An 18,948-nucleotide genomic window follows, 5' to 3' on the forward strand; every position below is an offset into this window, starting at 1 on the left:
AAAAACCGGCGGCCTAACCGCTATAAATCGGTTTACCACCAAACAGGTCTGACCTATGGTAAAGCATGTAAAAGATGCATCGTGGAGCCGCTTTTCCTATGAATGACCGAGAACTGCAACAGATCCTGTTTCGCTCCTTCGATGTGATCCCGCTGCCTATTCTGGTGTCCGAATCCATTGCCCGTCACGATGGCTGCTCACCCGACATGATCCCGCAGCGGCGCCACCGCTTCCTGAATAAAGCCTTTATTGAGCAACTGGGCTACAACCTTGACGATCTTCCGGACATGGCCTCCTGGTTTCAGGTCGCCTACCCGGATGAAGGGTATCGCCGCACCATCATCGACTCCTGGCACTCCCAGGTGGAACAGAGCTTGTCGCAAGGGCTGGAGGTTGCCGAGATGCCTGCGCTGATCCGCTGCAAGAGCGGTCAGTCGCGCTGGTTTATCGTCACTGCCCAGCTGGGAGCCGATGCCATCCCGGATGGCCATATCGTCACCTTTCGCGATATCCACGACCTGCAGTGCATGGTGGAAGAGGTGAGCCGCCTCTCCTGCACCGATCCGCTCACCGAACTGACCAACCGGCGCGGCGCCCAGCAACAGTTGCAGGCCCTTTGGTTACAGGGTGAGCCCCTCTCGGTGGTGTTGGGAGATATCGACCATTTCAAGCAAGTCAATGACCGCCACGGCCATCCTGCGGGCGATGCCGCGCTCTGCGCCGTCGCCCACGCCATGGCTGGCCAGCTGTTGCCGGGGGAGAGTCTGGCCCGTTGGGGCGGGGAGGAATTCCTGCTGATCCTGCCTGGTTGCGATATTGAACAGGCAGCACGGCGCGCCGAACAGCTGCGCCAGCATGTCAGTACCACCCGCTTGCCATGGCAGGGGACGCAGCTATCCCTCACCATCAGTCTGGGGTGTGCCAGCATGAAGGGGCAGGAGGGCATCGACTATCTGCTGATGATGGCAGACCGGGCCCTTTATCAGGCCAAGGATCAGGGCCGTAACCGGGTTGTCATCTCGACGGAATAGAGTGGTAACCAGAACGGAAAGCCGACTCGCGCCCATAAAAAAACCGAAGCACAAGGCTTCGGTTTTTTACTGCGCAACTGGCGTGAGCCAGCCGGGCATTACTTCTTGATACGGATAACCGGGGTCTCGCCCACAGTCACGGCACCAGTCATTTTGATCAGCTCTTTGATCTCGTCCATGTTGGAGATGACAACCGGAGTCAAGGTAGACTTGGCTTTCGCTTCCAGAACGGCCAGATCGAACTCGATGATGGTGTCGCCGCGCTTGACCTGTTGACCTTCCTGAGCGATACGCTTGAAGCCTTCGCCTTTCAGTTCAACGGTGTCGATACCGAAGTGAACGAACAGCTCGATACCGGAGTCGGATTCCAGAGAGAACGCGTGGTTGGTCTCGAAAATCTTGCCGATGGTACCATCGCACGGCGCAACCATCTTGTTGCCAGCCGGCTTGATGGCGATACCGTCACCAACGATCTTCTCGGCGAAGACAACGTCAGGCACATCTTCGATCGGCACGATTTCGCCAGACAGCGGAGCAAAGATTTCAATGCCGCCGGTGTCAGAGCTATCGTCGGAAACCAGTTTCTTCAGTTTATCAAACAGACCCATATAAAGCTCCTAGAGATGATTTGTCGCTGTTTGCAGCCGATCTTAGCAGACTGCTTTCTGCTTAATAAAGTTATCTACGCATGCTTCGATTTCAGCGGCGGTGGCAAAGCTCAGTGCTTGATCAGCCATTGCCTTCACATCTTCGAAGTTGGTATTGCGGATAAGCTTCTTGATACGCGGTACAGAGATGGCGCTCATGGAGAACTCATCCAGACCCATACCCAGCAGCAGCAGGGTAGCGCGCTCGTCACCAGCCAGTTCACCACACATACCGGTCCACTTGCCTTCGGCGTGGGACGCATCGATAACCATCTTGATCAGGGTCAGGACGGAGGGTGACAGCGGGTTGTACATGGCGGAGATCATCTCGTTACCACGATCGACAGCCAGAGTGTACTGGGTCAGGTCGTTGGTACCGATACTGAAGAAATCCACTTCCTTGGCCAGATGATGAGCCATCACGGCAGCGGCCGGGGTCTCGATCATGATACCCACTTCGATGGATTCATCAAAGGCTTTGCCTTCGGCACGCAGTTCGGCTTTCAGCGTCTCTACGGTAGCTTTCAGGCTACGGAACTCTTCGACAGAGATGATCATCGGGAACATGATGCGCAGCTTGCCGAAGGCAGAGGCGCGCAGAATGGCCCGCAGCTGAGCGTGCATGATGTCTTCGCGGTCGAAGAAAATACGCACGGCACGCCAGCCCAGGAAGGGGTTCATCTCTTTCGGGAAATTCATGTACGGCAGCTCTTTGTCGCCGCCAATGTCCATGGTGCGCACGATGATCGGCTGATCCGGCATCGCTTCGGCCACTTCTTTGTAGGCTTTGAACTGCTCTTCTTCGGTCGGCAGCGCGTCACGGTCCATGAACAGGAACTCGGTACGGTACAGACCCACGCCTTCGGCGCCATTGCGGATGGCACCTTCGGTATCCTTGACGGTACCGATGTTGGCGCACACTTCGACCTGATGGCCATCCAGCGTGATGGCAGGCAGATCTTTCAGCTTGGCCAGCTCATCTTTCTCGGCCTGGAACTGAGCCTGGAACTTCTTGGCTTCGGTCAGTTGTTCAGCGGTCGGATTGATGATGATCTGGTTGTTGATCGCATCCAGCACCAGCATGTCACCGTTCTTGACGCGCTCGGTGATGTCGTTGGTGCCTACCACGGCCGGCAGCTCCAGGGAGCGGGCCATGATGGAGGTGTGAGAGGTACGGCCACCGATGTCGGTGACGAAACCCAGCACATATTTCAGGTTAATCTGAGCGGTTTCAGACGGGGTCAGGTCTTTGGCGACCAGAATCACCTCTTCGTCGATGGTGCTCAGGTTGACAACGGCGATGCCCAGTACGTTCTTGACCAGACGGGTACCGATGTCACGGAAGTCGGTAGCGCGTTCGCGCAGATAAGGGTCATCCAGCTCGGCCATCATCTTGGCGTACTGTTCGATCACCTCATAGATGGCTTTGTCAGCGGAAGCCTTGTTCTCTTTGATGAAGGATTTGATATCCCCTTCCAGCTCCTCATCTTCGAGCAGCATGATGTGGCCTTCGAAGATGGCCTCTTTTTCCTCACCGAAGGTGCGACCAGCCATCTCTTTGATGGCTTCCAGCTGGGTAGCTGACTTGGTACGAGCTTCGAGGAAACGGTTGATCTCGGCATCAATCTGGTCAGCAGAGATTTTGCCCTGATTGATAACGATTTCATCTTCTTTAAGAAGAAGCGCCTTACCGAATGCGATACCGGGGGACGCAAGAATGCCAGATATCATAATCCTTCCTATTAAAACGACTGTGGGGGAGGAATCTAAAGCTGGATTACTCCAGCTCGTCCATCAGGGCAACCAGCTTCTCAACAGCTTGCTGAGCATCCGGGCCGTCAGCCTGGATAGTTACGTTGGTACCCTTGGTCAGGCCCAGGGTCTGCAGCTTGAACAGGCTCTTGGCGCTGGCGGACTTGCCACCGGAGACCACAGTGATCTCGCTTTGGAATTCTTTGGCTTCTTTCACGAACTGAGCTGCCGGACGGGTGTGCAGGCCGTTTTCAGCAGTAATAACAACAGACTTCTCGTACATGGTTTCACCCCATATTATTGATATTTTTTGGTGGGTTGGTCGTTTTTGAAGCAACCTGACCCACCGTGTCAGTATGGATATGTTGTAAAGTAACGAAAGCAGACCCGCAATGGTTTAATCCAGGTCAAGTTTCTGTGCAGTAATCGGCGCGCTGGTTGGCAATTTTCAGTTATTGGGCTACAAGCCGCATCAGGACTGGCCTGAAATTATTTTATAACGAAAAATAACACTTTGTTACTTTGTGATACCCAGCCAGCAAACACCGCGTGACGCCGCACAGGATATGAGATTTAGAGCGGAATGTCTGCTTTTTTTCTCACTCTGGAACTTGTTATTTTACCCCAAAAAATAAGGATCAAGTGACACTAACAGGGGTTGAGTCTAGCCCATAAAGAAGCGGCGCTCCTGGGAGCGCCGCTGTTTTGAAAGATTCCGATCAGTTACTGCTGCAGCTCCTGCTCGCTGAACACCCCGGCAAACAGGGCGCTGGAGAGGTAACGTTCCGCCGCACTCGGCAGGATGACTACAATGGTTTTGCCCGCAAATTCCGGCAGCTCGGCCAGACGGCTGGCAGCCACCACCGCAGCACCGGAGCTGATACCGGCCAGGATCCCCTCCTCCTCCATCAGGCGGCGAGCCATCTCGATGGCTTCATCGCTGGTCACCTTCTCCACCCGATCGATAAGGGAGAGGTCCAGGTTGCCCGGAATAAAGCCGGCGCCGATCCCCTGGATCTTGTGGGGGCCCGGTTTGATCTCTTCCCCGGCCAGCTTCTGGCTGATGACCGGCGACTCGGCAGGCTCAACGGCGACAGAGACCACCGCCTTGCCTTTAGTCTGCTTCAGATAGCGGGAGACCCCGGTAATGGTGCCGCCGGTACCTACTCCGGCCACGAACACATCCACCTCACCGTCAGTGGCATCCCAAATCTCGGGGCCGGTGGTCTTTTCGTGGATCTCCGGGTTGGCCGGGTTTTCAAACTGTTGCAGCAACACATACTTGCCCGGCTCGGACTCGAGGATTTCGTTGGCCTTGGCAATGGCCCCCTTCATGCCGAGGGGCCCTTCGGTCAGCACCAGATTGGCACCGAGCGCCTTAAGCAGCTTGCGGCGCTCCAGGCTCATGGTGGCCGGCATGGTCAGGGTGATGGGATAGCCGCGAGCTGCCGCGACAAAGGCCAGAGCAATACCCGTGTTGCCGCTGGTGGGCTCAATGATCTCCTTACCCTTGGTCAGGATACCGCGCTTCTCGGCGTCCCAGATCAGGTTGGCACCGATACGGCACTTGACGCTGAAGCTGGGGTTACGGCTCTCGATCTTGGCCAGCACGCGGCCTTTGGTAACACGGTTGAGACGAACCAGCGGGGTGTGACCGATAGTCTGGCTGTTGTCCTCAAAAATTTTGCTCATGGTGCTATCCCTGTGTTTGTTACGACGATGAAACAAGATTACCCTGTGGTTTCTGAATGAGAAGTGACTATTCGTTATAACCATATGGTATTACAACATATAGAGCTTATTCTCTCTGGCCCCTGACTACGGGCGCCAATCGTCAAAGGAACCGACGTTATGGGATTTTCAGGAAGCAGCCAGTATCTCGCCTCCGATGCATTGAAGATGGCGGTCAATGCCGCCATCACCCTCGAAAAACCGCTGCTGATCAAAGGGGAGCCGGGCACCGGCAAGACGGTGCTGGCGGAAGCGGTCGCCGACCATCTCGGCACAGACCTCATTGCCTGGCATATCAAGTCCACCACCAAGGCCCAACAGGGACTCTACGAATATGATGCAGTGGCCCGGCTGCGCGACTCCCAGCTCGGCGACCCCAGAGTGGCCGATATCAGCCACTACATTCGTAAAGGCAAGTTGTGGCAGGCCTTCAGCGCCGAGCAGCGACCTGTGCTGCTGATCGACGAGATCGACAAGGCCGACATCGAATTCCCCAACGATCTGCTGCTGGAGCTGGATCGGATGGAGTTCGACGTCTACGAGACCGGCGAGCGAGTCAAGGCACGCCAGCGGCCGGTGGTCATCATCACCTCCAACAACGAAAAAGAGCTGCCGGACGCCTTCCTGCGCCGCTGTTTCTTCCACTACATCCGCTTCCCCGACAAGGCCGAGATGCAGGCCATCGTCAAACTCCACTACCCCGACCTCAAGGAGAGCCTGCTTGGCGAGGCAATGGATCTCTTCTTCGAGCTGCGCGAGGTAGAGGGGCTGCGCAAGAAACCCTCCACCTCGGAGCTGCTGGACTGGATCCGCCTACTCTTGGCCGACGATATCGCCCCCGAAGCGATGCGCGCCCGCGAGCCCGGCAAGCTGGTGCCCGCGCTATATGGCGCTCTGCTCAAGACCGAGCAGGATTTGCATCTCTTCGAGAAGCTCGCCTTTCTGGCCCGGCGCGGCAGCTGACCCATGCTGATCGACTTTTTTACCCACCTGCGCCGCCACAAGCTGCCGTGCAGCCTGCGTGAGCTGCTGGACTTGCACGCCGCACTGGCTGCCCGGCTGGTCGCTGTCGATATGGACGAGTTCTACCAGCTCTCCCGCTGCCTACTGGTAAAAGACGAGGCCCACTACGATCGCTTCGATCGCGCCTTCGCCGAATACTACGAGGGGCTGGAAGCCATTCCCCTGCTGCCGGAGAGCCTGCCCGAGGAGTGGCTGCGCAAGGAGTTCGAGCGACTGTTGAGCCCAGAGGAGAAGGCGCTGCTCAAATCCCTCGGCGGACTCGACAAGCTGCTGGAAACCCTTAATCAGCGGCTGAACGAGCAGAAAGAGCGCCACGCCGGTGGCAACAAGTGGGTAGGGACCGGTGGCAGCAGCCCGTTTGGCCATGGCGGTTTTCACCCCGAGGGGGTGCGCATGGGTGGAGAGGGGCAGCACGGCAAGGCGGCCAAGGTATGGGAGGCCCGTCACTATCGCAACTTCAGCGACGACTCACCGCTCGGCCAGCGTGCCATTCAGCTCGCGCTGCGCAAGCTCAGACGCTGGGTGCGCAGAGGCAATCCCGACGAGCTGGATCTCGACGACACCATAAAAAGTTCGGCCCGCCAAGGCTGGCTCGATGTGAAGCTGCGGCCCGAGCGCCACAACGGGGTCAAGCTGCTGGTTTTTTTCGATGTGGGGGGCTCCATGGATGCTCACGTGGCCGAGGTACAGCGCCTCTTCTCGGCTCTGCGCCACGAGTTCAAGCATCTGGAGTACTTCTATTTTCACAACTGCCTCTACGACTTCGTCTGGAAGGATAACGCCCGCCGTTTTGAGGAGCGGTTCGATACCCTGCGGCTGCTGCGCACCTACGGCAGCGACTACCGGGTGATCCTGGTGGGGGATGCCACCATGGGCCCCTACGAGATCACCTGGCCCGGCGGCAGCGTCGAGCAGTGGAACGAGGAGTCGGGTCAGGTGTGGCTTACCCGATTGCAGCAGCACTTCCCCAAACTGGTGTGGATCAATCCAACCCCACGGCGGGAGTGGCTCTGGCACCCTTCGATAAAGTTGATGAATGACGTGGTTGGCGGACGGATGCATCCGCTGACCCTGGCGGGTCTCGCTGCGGCAATCGACCAGCTGTAACCCTATCTACCCTATAAACCGACAAGCCGGGAACACACCCGGCGAGGAGCAAACATGACCTCTATCGTGATCAGTGGCTCAGGCCTCTATACCCCACCCTTTGCCGTCAGCAATGAAGAGCTGGTGGCCGCCTTCAACCAGTATGTGGATCTCTACAACGAGGAAAACGCCTCCGCCATCGACGCCGGCCAGCTTCCCGCCAAGCAGCACTCCAACTGCGAGTTCATCGAGAAGGCCTCCGGCATCAAGAGTCGTTATCTGGTGAGCCGCGAAGGGGTGCTCAACCCCGACATCATGCAGCCGCTGCTGGCGGAACGGCCCGATGAGATGCCCTCCATCATGGTGGAGATGGCGGTGGCCGCCGCCGAGCAGGCACTGATCGCCGCCGGCCGTGAGCCCGGCGAGATCGACCTGGTGATCGTCGCCGCCTCCAACATGCCGCGCCCCTATCCGGCACTGGCCATCGAGCTGCAGCACTATCTGGGGGCGAGCGGCATGGCCTTTGACATGAACGTGGCCTGCTCGTCCGCCACTTTCGGCATCAAGACAGCCGCCGACATGCTGGCGGCTGGCACCGCCCGACTGGCGCTGGTGGTCAATCCGGAGATCTGCTCGGGGCACCTCAATTTTCGCGATCGTGATAGTCACTTTATCTTCGGCGATGCCTGCACCGCGGTGCTGCTGGAGCGAGCGGAAGATTGCAAGGTGGCCAATCCGTGGCAACTGGTAGCCAGCAAGCTGGTGACCCAGTACTCCAACAACATCCGCAACAACTTCGGCTTTTTGAACCGGCTGAGCCCGCGCACCCGCTACAGCGACGACAAGCTGTTTCGCCAGCAGGGGCGCAAGGTGTTCAAGGAGGTGTTGCCGCTGGTGTGCGACCAGATTGCCGGCCAGCTCGATGAGCAGGGCTGGCCTGCCGAGAGCCTGAACCGGCTCTGGCTCCATCAGGCCAACCTCACCATGAACCAGTTCATCGGTCGCAAGCTGCTCGGCCACGATGCCAGCCAGCAGGAGGCGCCGGTCATTCTTGATAGCTATGGTAATACCAGCTCGGCGGGTTCCATCATCGCGTTTCATCTGTACAATCGCGACCTTCCTGCGGGGGCTCGCGGCGTACTGTGCTCCTTTGGCGCAGGTTACTCCATCGGTAGCCTGCTGCTGCGACGCCTGTAATGGCGGGCCTCCCGCCGACATAACAATAACCAGCAACATGGGTGGGAATATGCAGAGGATCACGGGGCGCTGCGCCCTGCACTACGGGGTAACCCTGTCACTATTTTGTCTCTATGGCTGGCAGGTTTGCCCGTTTCTCGAGAGTCTCACCCTGCCCCAGTTGCTGGGGCCGACCCTGGTGACGTTCGCCATCATGTTCGCCGTGCGCAATTGGCTGCTCTCAAGAAGGCCCTTGGCGCGCAACGGGCTGGACGGGTTTGGACTGGAGGTCGGTTTCTACCTGCTGGGAGCACTGCTGCTGTCGGGCTACAACGCCCTGGCCCACGACTTCCCGCTGGAGAGTCACCTCAAGGTGCTGCTGGGGATGACCACCCTCGGCTTTCTGGTGGCGGCCGACCTGACTCTGGAGCGGGATTGGAATCGGGCCAGAACACGGCAAGCCGAGCAGAGCCTGGCACTGAGCCACCCGCTGGCCATGCCGCTGCCACGCAAGTTCACCCTCTTTACCCTGGCGACCCTCACCCTGCTGGGGGGCGTCTTCTTCTTGCTGTTCAACAAGGATCTGGAGTGGCTGGTGACGGTGGAGCGCAGTCTGCCGAGGGTCGATGCCCAGCACTACATCCTGTGGGAGATCGCCTTCGTAATGACGGTGACCTTCTGTTATCTCGCCCTCATCATCCACGGTTATGGTCGCAATCTCGGCCTATCCCTGCGCCAGCAGACCAGCACAATGGCCAGAGTACAGTGTGGTGACTTCGACGCCCGGGTGCCGGTCACCCGGGATGACGAGTTTGGCCTTATCGCCGCCAGCACCAATCAGATGATCGGCGAGCTGAAATCCCGCAGTGACGAGCTCAACCTGACCCGCGACGTGGCCATCCTCGGCCTCGCCTCGCTGGCAGAGACCCGTGACAACGAGACCGGCGCCCATATCATCCGCACCCAGCACTATGTGAAGGCGCTGGCGCAATACCTCAGTCGCAGCGATTGGGATCGCTATCCGCTCGATGACGCCACCATCGACCTGCTGTTCAAGTCGGCCCCGCTGCACGATGTGGGCAAGGTGGGCATTCCCGATGCAATCCTGCTCAAACCGGGCAAGCTGACCGACGAAGAGTTCGCCATCATGAAGCGCCACCCGCTGATCGGCGCCGATGCGCTGGCGAGTGCCGAGGCGCAGCTGGGCTCCAACTCCTTCTTGCGGCTGGCCCGGGAGATCTCCCTCACCCACCACGAAAAGTGGGATGGCAGCGGCTATCCGGCTGGGCTGGCGGGTGAGGACATTCCCCTCTCCGGGCGTTTGATGGCGGTAGCGGATGTCTACGATGCCCTCATCTCGAAACGGGTCTACAAACCTGCTTTCAGCCATGAAGAAGCGAAGGAGATCATCGTGAAGGGGAGCGGCAGCCATTTTGATCCCGGCATTGTCGCGGCGTTTCTCGCCTGCGAAGCGCAGTTCAGGGAGATTGCCGCGCAGTTTCAGGATCACCACTGAGCAAGTACATGCCGACCAGCTTGCCCTGATGGCTGACAGGGCAACCGGCGTCATAAATTGTACACAAACAGGTCTGACCATGGCCGACTCAGCACCATGCTGACGGCCTTTGCCACGCCGTCCCCATATTGATATTTCCCTTTATTTACAGCTATTTTTTGTCATTTTGTGATCCGGATTCGTGCCGATGACGCAACCGGGATCACAAGATGGCAGGAAAAGGCCGCAATTTGCCCTCCGGCGCCAATGATGGCTTCCAATGAAAGCGAGGTTTGCTATCATCCGGAGACATTTTTCATCTGTCGCCGGCTACAAAAGAATACCCTCATGTACACACAGTTCTTCGGCCTCTCGGAACACCCGTTTTCCATCTCGCCCAATCCCAAGTACCTCTATATGAGCGAGCGCCACGGCGAAGCCCTTGCTCATCTCAACTATGGATTGCAGGATGGCGGCGGCTTTGTGCTGCTGACCGGCGAAGTGGGCACTGGCAAAACCACCGTCTCCCGCTGCCTGCTGCAACAGCTCCCCGCCGAGACCGAGATCGCCTACATCCTCAACCCCTCCCTGACCGAACGGGATCTGCTGGCCGCCATCTGCGACGAGTTTCAACTCCCCTATCCCGATGATGCCGGGATCAAGCGGCTGTTCGACCTTATTCGCGATCACCTGCTGGCCAACCTGGCGGCAGGCAAGCGCAGCGTGGTACTGGTGGATGAGGCGCAGCACCTGCTGCCCGGCGTACTGGAGCAGCTGCGTCTGCTCACCAACCTCGAAACCGACGAACGAAAACTGCTGCAAGTGGTGCTGATCGGTCAGCCCGAGCTGCAACAGATGCTGCGCCAACCCCTGCTGCGTCAGCTGGCCCAGCGCATTACCGCCCGCTATCACCTGCTGCCGCTCTCTCACAGCGATGTGGATGCCTACGTCCGCTTCCGGCTGCAAGTTGCAGGCTGCGTACAACCCATCTTTACCCCGCGCGCCATCAAGACGCTTCATCGCCTGAGTGGCGGCATCCCCCGTTTCATCAACCTCATCTGTGACCGCGCCCTGATCGCCGCTTTCGCCCGTGGCAGCTACAAGATTGTCCACAGCGATATCAGCCAGGCTGCCTTCGAGGTCAATGGCGTGCGGGACGAAGGAAGCTGGGCCTCCGGTCTGATGGTGACGCTGGCGGGCGCCCTGCTGGTGGCCGCAGGCTGGTGGGGCTGGCAATTTTTCGGCGTGTTCCCCACCCGTCCGGTAGTCAAGGTCGAGGTGCCGGTCACCATCGACGAGACCGCCGAGCAGCAGGAGCAGCTGACCGAGGCGATCAATCAGGCCATCGACCCCGACAGCGCCATGCAGAATCTCTATCGGGTCTGGGGTTATGAACCGGAACCGTTCGAGGCAACCTGTGACAATGCGCCCCGTGCCGGTCTGCGCTGTCAGGAGGGAGAGGCAAGCCTCGACGAGCTGCGCGCCCTGCAGTATCCCGCCATGATCACGCTCACTGACCAGACTGGCGGCCTCTACTACGCGACCCTGGTCAATCTGGGGCCGAACAAGGCCAGCCTGATGATCGGTGACCAGAGCTGGCAGGTGGATCGCCAGTGGCTCAGCGACAACTGGGGCGGCAGCTACACCCTGCTCTGGCGCATGCCCAAAGGGGGCGTCAGCCTGATCGCCAGCAATGCCGGTCAGACCCAGATTCAGTGGCTCGACAATGCCCTCAGCCGTGCGCTGCAACAACCCGAGCGCAAGGTGCGCCGTTTCGATGGCGAGCTCAAGAACAAGCTGCAGCAGTTCCAGCGGGATCAGGGGCTCACCCCTGATGGCATCGCGGGCAGCAACACCCTGCTGCGTCTCAACGCCCTCTCCGGTGAACCCATGCCCAGACTGGAGGAGGCCTCCTGATGTCGACCCTGCTCAAGGCGCTGCGCCGGGCGCAGCAACCGCAACTATCTGCCCATATACCGGCCATGGGCTTGCCCATGCCCCGGGAAGAGGAGCGCAGCCCACACCGCATCGGCTGGCTGCTGGCTCCCCTTGCCCTGTTGCTGGGGGCGGGCGCCAACTATGGCTGGCATCTGATCCACCTGCGCCCCATCGAGGAGAAGGTGGAGGTGAAAGAGGTGATCACCCCGCCCTTCGTGCGGGTCGAACCCAAGGCAATGGTGACCCGTCCGCTGCCCCCGCCCCTGCCGGAGCCGGTGGTCCAACCCAGAGCAGTGGCCAAAAACGAAGGGCCCAGTCAGGGGAATACCCCCGCGCTGAGTCTGGCCGAGCAGCTGATGAAAGCCCTCAATGAGACCCCATTGCAGGAGACGCCACACGCCACCGGCCATAACAACGTGCAACCAGCCCAGTTGATGGCGCTGGGCTCGGCGCCCCAGTCGGTGCGCCAGCAGGTACCGCAATTGAGCTATGGCTCTCATGTGTTCTCCTCCAACCCCGCCAAGCGGGCCGTGGTGCTCAATGGCCGGGAATACCGGGAGGGGAGCGAAATCGCCCCGGGAGTCGTGCTCGCCACCATCGACCAGCAATACATAGTGCTGCAGGTCGCCGGACAGAGCGTGACCCTCAAGGCGCTGCAGGATTGGCGAGGATGAGTACGCACCGTACCCTGATGTTCGCTGGCAAGCAGGATGCACCTCACCTGAGTGCCACTTTTGTGAGCATTCAAAGGTTTACGGTGTGATGAAATATCCATTTTTACGGTTTGGCGCGCCCCGACCCGTTGTGTCACAGCACTCCGCCGTACACAATACGCAGCCGCCCCAGAGCCTGGAATTTGTTGATTAATATGACGCTACGATTCAGGGATGACATCTTGACCATGCTGCTGGCCCAGTGCCGGCGGCTTCCCATGACCAGAGTCACCCAGGTGGCCTTTCTGGCGCTGCTGATCATGCTGGCCCAGCAGAGCGCAGCCCTCACCTGGCGTCTGCTCACCCTGGCAAACCCGCAAACCAGCCAACCGTGGCAACCCTCCGCAGTGGCGGTCAGCGGCCAGAGCAACCCGCGCCTTGAACTGGGCGAGGTAAGCCGACTGGCACTGTTTGGCAAGGCGATCCCCAAGGCACAGGCCAAAGCCGCCGTGGCCGCCAATGCGCCGCGTACCCAGCTCAATGCCCAGCTCAACGGGGTGTTGGCCAGCTCGGATCCCGCCAAATCCATCGCCATCATCGCCATGTCCGGCATCCAGAACTCCTACGGGGTCGGTGACATGATTGACGGCACCCAGGCGCGGATCCGGCAGGTCTATCCGGATCGGGTGATCATCGAGCGGGATGGCCGCGACGAAACCCTGATGCTGGATGGCGAGGAGTATGGCAAGCCGCTGCCGCAGACCAACACAGCCCCCCTTGGCTCCCTGCGCAGCGAGCTGATGGCCGATCCGGGCAAGATCACCGATTACCTCAATATTTCACCGGTTCAGGTGGATGGCCGCATGACCGGCTATCGCCTCAATCCGGGCAGCAATCCTGAGTTTTTCAACCAGAGCGGGCTGCAGGCCAATGACCTGGCCATCAGCATCAACGGGCTGGATTTACGGGACAACATGCAAGCCATGCAGGCGATGCAGCAGATGGCTGGCGCAACGGAAATGACAGTGACCGTCGAGCGACAGGGCGAACAGTTCGACATCTATGTGCGCTTGTCAGAATAATGATTTGGAGTCGTACCAATAATGACCACTAAAGGGAAAAGCTGGCGTCTGGCCACTATCGCAGCGGCACTGATGATGGCGGGCTCAGCTTGGGCCACCGAATACTCTGCCAGTTTCAAGAACGCCGACATTGAAGAGTTCATCAATACGGTGGGCAAGAACCTCAATAAAACCATCATCATAGAGCCCTCGGTGCGCGGCAAGATCAACGTGCGCAGCTACGACCTGCTCAATGAGGAGCAGTACTACCAGTTCTTCCTGAGCGTGCTCGACGTCTACGGCTTTGCCGTGGTGCCGATGGACAACGGGGTGCTCAAGGTGCTGCGCTCGCGGGATGCCAAGACCTCCGCCATTCCGGTGGTGGATGGCAGCAACCCGGGCTCCGGCGACGAGATGGTGACCCGGGTCGTACCGGTGCGCAACGTCTCGGTCCGCGAACTGGCGCCGCTGCTGCGCCAACTCAACGACAACGCCGGTGGTGGCAACGTGGTGCACTACGAGCCCTCCAACGTGCTGCTGATCACCGGCCGCGCCGCCGTGGTCAACCGTCTGGTGGAGGTGGTGAACCGGGTCGACCGCGCAGGCGATCAGGATGTGGACATCATCAAGCTCAAGTTCGCCTCGGCGGGTGAAATGGTGCGGCTGGTAACCAATCTCAACAAGGATGGCAACCCACAGGGCGGCACCGCTTCCCTGCTGCTCTCCCCCAAGGTGGTGGCCGACGAGCGCACCAACTCGGTGGTAGTGAGTGGTGAGCCGAAAGCGCGCGCCCGCATCATCCAGATGGTGCGCCAGCTCGACCGCGACCTGCAGAGCCAGGGCAACACCCGGGTCTTCTACCTCAAATATGGCAAGGCCAAAGACATGGTCGAGGTGCTCAAGGGCGTTAGCTCCAGCATCGAGGCCGACAAGAAGGGCGGCGGCGCAACCACAGGTGGCGCCAGCATCGGCGGTGGCAAGCTGGCCATCTCAGCCGACGAGACCACCAATGCGCTGGTCATCACCGCCCAGCCGGACGTGATGTCCGAACTGGAGCAGGTGGTGGCCAAGCTCGATATCCGCCGCGCCCAGGTGCTGGTGGAGGCGATCATCGTTGAGATGCAGGATGGCGACGGCCTCAGCCTTGGCGTCCAGTGGGGCAATGCCAACGGCGGTGGCACCCAGTTCACCAACTCAGGTCTGCCCCTCGGCAGCGCCATTGCGGCGGGCAAGGATTACCAGAATGGCAAGACCGACACCGCTGCCGGTCTGCTGAAAGAGTTCAACGGCATGGCCGCCGGTTTCTATCACGGCGACTGGGCCATGCTGGCCACGGCGCTGGCCTCCAATACCAAGAACGATATTCTCTCCACCCCGAGTATCGTCACCATGGACAACAAGGAGGCCTCTTTCAACGTCGGTCAGGAGGTCCCGGTCCAGAGCGGTTCGCAAAGCTCCACCACCAGCGATCAGGTGTTCAACACCATCGAGCGCAAGACGGTGGGCACCAAGCTGGTGGTGACCCCGCAGATCAACGAAGGGGATTCGGTGCTGCTCAATATCGAGCAGGAGGTCTCCAGCGTCGCCCAGACCCAGGCGACCGGTACTGCCAACCTTGGCCCCACTTTCGATACCCGTACCGTCAAGAACGCGGTGCTGGTCAAAAGCGGCGAAACCGTGGTGCTGGGCGGTTTGATGGACGAACAGACCAAGGAGCAAGTCTCCAAGGTGCCCTTGCTGGGCGATATCCCGGTGCTGGGCTATCTGTTCCGCTCTACCTCCAACACCACCTCCAAGCGCAACCTGATGGTCTTTATCCGGCCAACCATCTTGCGTGATGCGGACGTCTATACCGGTGTCTCCAGCAACAAATACAGCCTGTTCCGCGCCGAGCAGCTCAATGCCGCCTCGCAGGAGGGGTATCTCACCTCCCCCGCCCGTCAGGTATTGCCTGCCTATGGCCAGGATGTAATGGTGTCGCCCGAGCTGCAAAAAGAGATCCAGAAGCAGATCAACGAGATGCGGAGCAGACAGCAGAACACTGTCGAGACCACCACCCCGTTTGTGCAGAGTAAGCCCTGATGAGTGCCTACCATCTGGATGGAAGCGTCGGGCCTGCGCCACTGCCCGAGCTCCCCTTTGTCTTTGCCCGCAATTTCGGGGTGATCCTGATTGAGCGGGACGGCGCCCCCGGCTGCAGTGCCGCCCCGGCGTCACCCCGCAAGCCCTGCTGGAAGTGCGGCGGGTAGCGGGTTGCAGCTTCGCGGTGGAGCAGCTCGACAACGAGGCCTTCGAAGAGCTGCTGATGGCTCACTACCAGCGAGACTCCTCCGAGGCACGCCAGCTGATGGAAGATCTCGGCAACGAGATGGACTTCTTCGCCCTGGCCGAAGAGCTGCCCCAGAGCGAAGATCTGCTGGATGCCGATGACGACGCCCCCATCATTCGCCTCATCAACGCCATGTTGAGCGAGGCGATCAAGGAGGAGGCCTCCGATATCCATATCGAGACCTTCGAGCGGGCACTGGTCATTCGTTTTCGCATCGACGGGGTGCTGCGGGAGATCCTGCGCCCCCATCGCAAGCTGGCATCACTCCTGGTCTCGCGGATCAAGGTGATGTCGCGGATGGATATCGCCGAGAAGCGGGTGCCGCAGGATGGCCGTATCTCGTTGCGTATCGGCGGCCGCGCCGTCGACGTGCGGGTCTCCACCATGCCGTCCAGCTACGGCGAGCGGGTGGTACTGCGTCTGCTCGACAAGAACAACGTGCGCCTCGAGCTCAAGCAGCTGGGGATGACCGCGGCCAACCGCACCATCATCAGCGAGCTTATTCGCAAGCCCCACGGCATTATTCTGGTCACCGGCCCGACCGGTTCCGGTAAATCCACCACCCTCTATGCGGCGCTGTCAGAAATCAACTCGCGGGATCGCAACATTCTGACGGTGGAAGACCCTATCGAATATGACCTCGAAGGGGTGGGCCAGACCCAGGTCAATACCAAGGTGGACATGACCTTCGCCCGCGGCCTGCGCGCTATTCTGCGCCAGGATCCGGATGTGGTGATGGTGGGGGAAATTCGAGATCTGGAAACCGCCCAGATTGCGGTGCAGGCGTCGCTGACCGGTCACCTGGTGATGTCGACCCTGCACACCAACACCGCCATCGGTGCCATCACCCGGATGCGTGACATGGGGATCGAGCCCTTCCTGCTCTCCTCGTCGCTCTTGGCGGTGCTGGCCCAGCGGCTGGTGCGCACCCTCTGCCCCGATTGCCGTGCTCCGCGCCCCATCACCGAGCAGGAGCGCCTCGCCATGGGGATCGAGCTGGCCCCCGATCAGCAGGTGTGGCGTCCGGTCGGGTGCGAGCTGTGCAACCACACCGGCTACCGTGGCCGGACCGGCATTCACGAGCTGGTGGTGATCGACGAAGCGGTGCGAGAAGCCATTCACAGTGCCAGCGGCGAGCTCGCCATCGAGCGACTGATCCGCGGCCACACCCCCAGCATCCGCCGTGATGGCATCGACAAGGTGCTCAAGGGGCAGACCAGCCTCGAAGAGGTGCTGCGCGTGACCCGGGAAGATTAAGATGGCGGCATTCGAATACAAGGCCCTCGACAACAAGGGGCGCAGCAAGAGCGGCGTGATGGAGGGCGACTCGGCCCGTCAGGTACGCCAGCTGCTGCGCGAGCAGGGGCTCACTCCCCTCGAGGTGAACGAGACCACCGAGAAGGCGAAACGGGAAGCGACCCGCTTCGCCCTGTTTCGGCGCGGTGCCAGCACTGCCGAGCTGGCTCTGATCACTCGCCAGCTGGCGACCCTGGTGGGGGCCGGTCTCACCATCGAAGAGGCGCTCAAGGCGGTGGCCGAGCAGTGCGAAAAGGCCCACTTGCGCTCTCTGGTGGCCACTGTGCGCAGCAAGGTGGTGGAAGGTTATTCGCTGGCTGACTCGCTGGGGGCCTTTCCCCATGTATTCGACCAGCTGTTTCGCTCCATGGTAGCGGCCGGTGAAAAGTCGGGTCATCTGGAGAAGGTGCTCAACCGCCTCGCCGACTACACCGAGCAGCGCCAGCATATGCGCACCAAGCTGCTGCAGGCGATGATCTACCCCATAGTGCTCACCTGCGTGGCTATCGGGGTTATCTCGATCCTCCTTACCGCCGTGGTGCCCAAGGTGGTGGCCCAGTTTGAACACATGGGTCAACAGTTGCCGGGCACCACCCGCTTTCTCATCGGTACCAGCGAACTGATGCAGGCCTACGGCCTCTGGTTCCTGCTGCTGATCTTCCTTGGCAGCTTTGTCTGGCGCTGGTGGCTCACCGATGAAAAGCGCCGCCGACGCTGGCATCAGGTGTTGCTCGGTCTGCCGGTGATTGGCCGGGTCAGTCGCGGTCTCAACACCGCCCGCTTCGCTCGCACTTTAAGCATCCTCAACGCCAGTGCGGTGCCGCTGCTGGAGGGGATGAAAATCTCCGGCGAAGTGCTCTCCAACGACTTTGCCAGAATGCGCATTCTCGAAGCCGCCGAACGGGTGCGCGAGGGGACCAGTCTGCGCAAGTCGCTGACCGAGACCAAGATTTTCCCGCCCATGATGCTGCACATGATCGCCTCCGGCGAGCAGAGCGGCGAGCTCGACAGCATGCTGGAGCGGGCGGCGGACAACCAGGATCGGGAGTTTGAATCCCAGGTCAATATCGCCCTCGGGGTGTTCGAACCCATGCTGGTGGTCTCCATGGCCGGGGTGGTGCTGTTTATCGTGATGTCGATCCTGCAGCCGATCCTCGAGCTCAACAATATGGTGAATATGTAATTTCCCGGTGCTCGGTGGCGCCGCTGGCGGCCCGTCGAACCCACCCAGTGATCACTCTCTGATGGGCCATCCCATCTCATTCGTTACGGAGCAACTCATGAACAAACGTCGTCAATCCGGTTTTACCCTGCTGGAAGTCATGGTGGTCATCGTGATTCTCGGCATTCTGGCCAGTCTGGTGGTGCCCAACCTGATGGGCAACAAGGAGAAGGCTGACCAGCAGAAAGCGGTCTCAGATATCGTGGCGCTGGAAAACGCCCTCGACATGTACAAGCTGGACAACAACCGCTACCCGACCACCGAACAGGGTCTGGACGCGCTGGTGACCAAGCCTTCCATCGAGCCGGCGCCGCGCAGCTACCGCGATGGCGGCTACATCAAGCGCCTGCCGCAAGATCCCTGGGGCAACCCCTACCAGCTGCTGAGCCCGGGCCAGTTCGGCAAGATCGACATCTTCTCCATGGGTCTGGATGGCGAAGCCGGTACCGATGACGACATCGGCAACTGGAACCTGAAGGATTTCCAATAAGTGATATGTCGCCACCGC

15 protein-coding genes and 1 pseudogene are annotated in these 18,948 nt (G+C 60.0%); 12 read left to right on the forward strand and 4 right to left on the reverse strand.

The window, feature by feature from the left end; genetic code table 11:
* Positions 1-98: 98 nt before the first annotated feature.
* A complete protein-coding gene (locus ACTG2W_RS07000; RefSeq protein ID WP_106842472.1) occupies positions 99-1,031 on the forward strand; it encodes a GGDEF domain-containing protein in 933 nt (310 codons plus the stop codon).
* 98 nt (positions 1,032-1,129) lie between these two features.
* Here the strand turns inward: ACTG2W_RS07000 and crr are convergent, their stop codons facing one another.
* The 4 genes from crr to cysK all read right to left on the reverse strand — a co-directional run bounded on the left by crr (position 1,130) and on the right by cysK (position 5,122).
* A complete protein-coding gene (crr, locus tag ACTG2W_RS07005; RefSeq protein WP_005338264.1) occupies positions 1,130-1,639 on the reverse strand; it encodes a PTS glucose transporter subunit IIA in 510 nt (169 codons plus the stop codon).
* 42 nt (positions 1,640-1,681) lie between these two features.
* Entirely contained in the window at positions 1,682-3,409 is a 1,728-nt protein-coding gene (gene ptsI / locus ACTG2W_RS07010; RefSeq protein WP_019446785.1) for a phosphoenolpyruvate-protein phosphotransferase PtsI, read from the reverse strand.
* 46 nt (positions 3,410-3,455) lie between these two features.
* Positions 3,456-3,713, reverse strand: coding sequence for an HPr family phosphocarrier protein (locus tag ACTG2W_RS07015; RefSeq protein ID WP_005338266.1), 258 nt, complete (start codon positions 3,711-3,713; stop codon positions 3,456-3,458).
* 440 nt (positions 3,714-4,153) lie between these two features.
* Positions 4,154-5,122, reverse strand: coding sequence for a cysteine synthase A (gene cysK, locus ACTG2W_RS07020; protein ID WP_005338267.1), 969 nt, complete (start codon positions 5,120-5,122; stop codon positions 4,154-4,156).
* Between the two features lie 159 nt (positions 5,123-5,281).
* On the opposite strand from cysK, the gene ACTG2W_RS07025 reads away from it, so the two are divergent.
* The 11 genes and pseudogenes from ACTG2W_RS07025 (at position 5,282) to exeG (ending at position 18,930) form a co-directional block, all read left to right on the forward strand.
* Positions 5,282-6,124: an AAA family ATPase gene (locus ACTG2W_RS07025; RefSeq protein ID WP_013723987.1), complete on the forward strand. Its 843-nt coding sequence runs from the start codon at positions 5,282-5,284 to the stop codon at positions 6,122-6,124.
* A gap of 3 nt (positions 6,125-6,127) precedes the next feature.
* Positions 6,128-7,291, forward strand: a complete 1,164-nt coding sequence (locus tag ACTG2W_RS07030) for a vWA domain-containing protein (RefSeq protein ID WP_106842471.1) — start codon at positions 6,128-6,130, stop codon at positions 7,289-7,291.
* A gap of 54 nt (positions 7,292-7,345) precedes the next feature.
* Positions 7,346-8,467, forward strand: coding sequence for a beta-ketoacyl-ACP synthase III (locus ACTG2W_RS07035; protein WP_106842470.1), 1,122 nt, complete (start codon positions 7,346-7,348; stop codon positions 8,465-8,467).
* 49 nt (positions 8,468-8,516) lie between these two features.
* Positions 8,517-9,962: an HD domain-containing phosphohydrolase gene (locus tag ACTG2W_RS07040; RefSeq protein ID WP_106842469.1), complete on the forward strand. Its 1,446-nt coding sequence runs from the start codon at positions 8,517-8,519 to the stop codon at positions 9,960-9,962.
* 327 nt (positions 9,963-10,289) lie between these two features.
* A complete protein-coding gene (locus ACTG2W_RS07045) occupies positions 10,290-11,858 on the forward strand; it encodes an ExeA family protein (RefSeq protein ID WP_106842468.1) in 1,569 nt (522 codons plus the stop codon).
* The gene (gene exeB / locus ACTG2W_RS07050; protein ID WP_106842467.1) at positions 11,858-12,553 is read left to right on the forward strand and encodes a GspB family T2SS assembly factor variant ExeB; all 696 of its coding nucleotides are present in this window, start codon (positions 11,858-11,860) and stop codon (positions 12,551-12,553) included. Before ACTG2W_RS07045 ends, exeB begins: the two co-directional genes overlap by 1 nt.
* 227 nt (positions 12,554-12,780) lie before the next feature.
* Positions 12,781-13,614, forward strand: coding sequence for a GspC family type II secretion system variant ExeC (exeC, locus tag ACTG2W_RS07055; protein WP_106842582.1), 834 nt, complete (start codon positions 12,781-12,783; stop codon positions 13,612-13,614).
* 21 nt (positions 13,615-13,635) lie between these two features.
* Positions 13,636-15,675 (forward strand): GspD family T2SS secretin variant ExeD, encoded by a 2,040-nt coding sequence (gene exeD / locus ACTG2W_RS07060; protein ID WP_106842466.1) that lies wholly within the window; start codon positions 13,636-13,638, stop codon positions 15,673-15,675.
* Positions 15,675-17,179: pseudogene (gene exeE, locus ACTG2W_RS07065) on the forward strand (GspE family T2SS ATPase variant ExeE). Before exeD ends, exeE begins: the two are co-directional and overlap by 1 nt.
* A gap of 1 nt (position 17,180) precedes the next feature.
* Positions 17,181-18,401 carry a GspF family T2SS innner membrane protein variant ExeF gene (exeF, locus tag ACTG2W_RS07070; protein WP_005338296.1) on the forward strand — a complete coding sequence of 407 codons (1,221 nt, stop codon included), beginning with the start codon at positions 17,181-17,183 and terminating at the stop codon, positions 18,399-18,401.
* A 97-nt stretch (positions 18,402-18,498) separates the two neighbouring features.
* Complete coding sequence (gene exeG, locus ACTG2W_RS07075) at positions 18,499-18,930, forward strand: GspG family T2SS major pseudopilin variant ExeG (RefSeq protein ID WP_106842465.1); 432 nt, start codon at positions 18,499-18,501, stop codon at positions 18,928-18,930.
* Positions 18,931-18,948 lie beyond the last annotated feature (18 nt).

It is taken from the genome of Aeromonas sp. 96A (assembly GCF_051919165.1).
Lineage (GTDB): Bacteria > Pseudomonadota > Gammaproteobacteria > Enterobacterales > Aeromonadaceae > Aeromonas > Aeromonas veronii.

Excerpts from the sequence above, each read along its gene's own strand:
- ACTG2W_RS07000 (WP_106842472.1), top strand. The coding sequence starts at position 99 with ATGAATGACCGAGAACTGCAACAGATCCTGTTTCGCTCCTTCGATGTG.
- crr (WP_005338264.1), bottom strand. The coding sequence starts at position 1,639 with ATGGGTCTGTTTGATAAACTGAAGAAACTGGTTTCCGACGATAGCTCT.
- ptsI (WP_019446785.1), bottom strand. The coding sequence starts at position 3,409 with ATGATATCTGGCATTCTTGCGTCCCCCGGTATCGCATTCGGTAAGGCG.
- ACTG2W_RS07015 (WP_005338266.1), bottom strand. The coding sequence starts at position 3,713 with ATGTACGAGAAGTCTGTTGTTATTACTGCTGAAAACGGCCTGCACACC.
- cysK (WP_005338267.1), bottom strand. The coding sequence starts at position 5,122 with ATGAGCAAAATTTTTGAGGACAACAGCCAGACTATCGGTCACACCCCG.
- ACTG2W_RS07025 (WP_013723987.1), top strand. The coding sequence starts at position 5,282 with ATGGGATTTTCAGGAAGCAGCCAGTATCTCGCCTCCGATGCATTGAAG.
- ACTG2W_RS07030 (WP_106842471.1), top strand. The coding sequence starts at position 6,128 with ATGCTGATCGACTTTTTTACCCACCTGCGCCGCCACAAGCTGCCGTGC.
- ACTG2W_RS07035 (WP_106842470.1), top strand. The coding sequence starts at position 7,346 with ATGACCTCTATCGTGATCAGTGGCTCAGGCCTCTATACCCCACCCTTT.
- ACTG2W_RS07040 (WP_106842469.1), top strand. The coding sequence starts at position 8,517 with ATGCAGAGGATCACGGGGCGCTGCGCCCTGCACTACGGGGTAACCCTG.
- ACTG2W_RS07045 (WP_106842468.1), top strand. The coding sequence starts at position 10,290 with ATGTACACACAGTTCTTCGGCCTCTCGGAACACCCGTTTTCCATCTCG.
- exeB (WP_106842467.1), top strand. The coding sequence starts at position 11,858 with ATGTCGACCCTGCTCAAGGCGCTGCGCCGGGCGCAGCAACCGCAACTA.
- exeC (WP_106842582.1), top strand. The coding sequence starts at position 12,781 with ATGCTGCTGGCCCAGTGCCGGCGGCTTCCCATGACCAGAGTCACCCAG.
- exeD (WP_106842466.1), top strand. The coding sequence starts at position 13,636 with ATGACCACTAAAGGGAAAAGCTGGCGTCTGGCCACTATCGCAGCGGCA.
- exeF (WP_005338296.1), top strand. The coding sequence starts at position 17,181 with ATGGCGGCATTCGAATACAAGGCCCTCGACAACAAGGGGCGCAGCAAG.
- exeG (WP_106842465.1), top strand. The coding sequence starts at position 18,499 with ATGAACAAACGTCGTCAATCCGGTTTTACCCTGCTGGAAGTCATGGTG.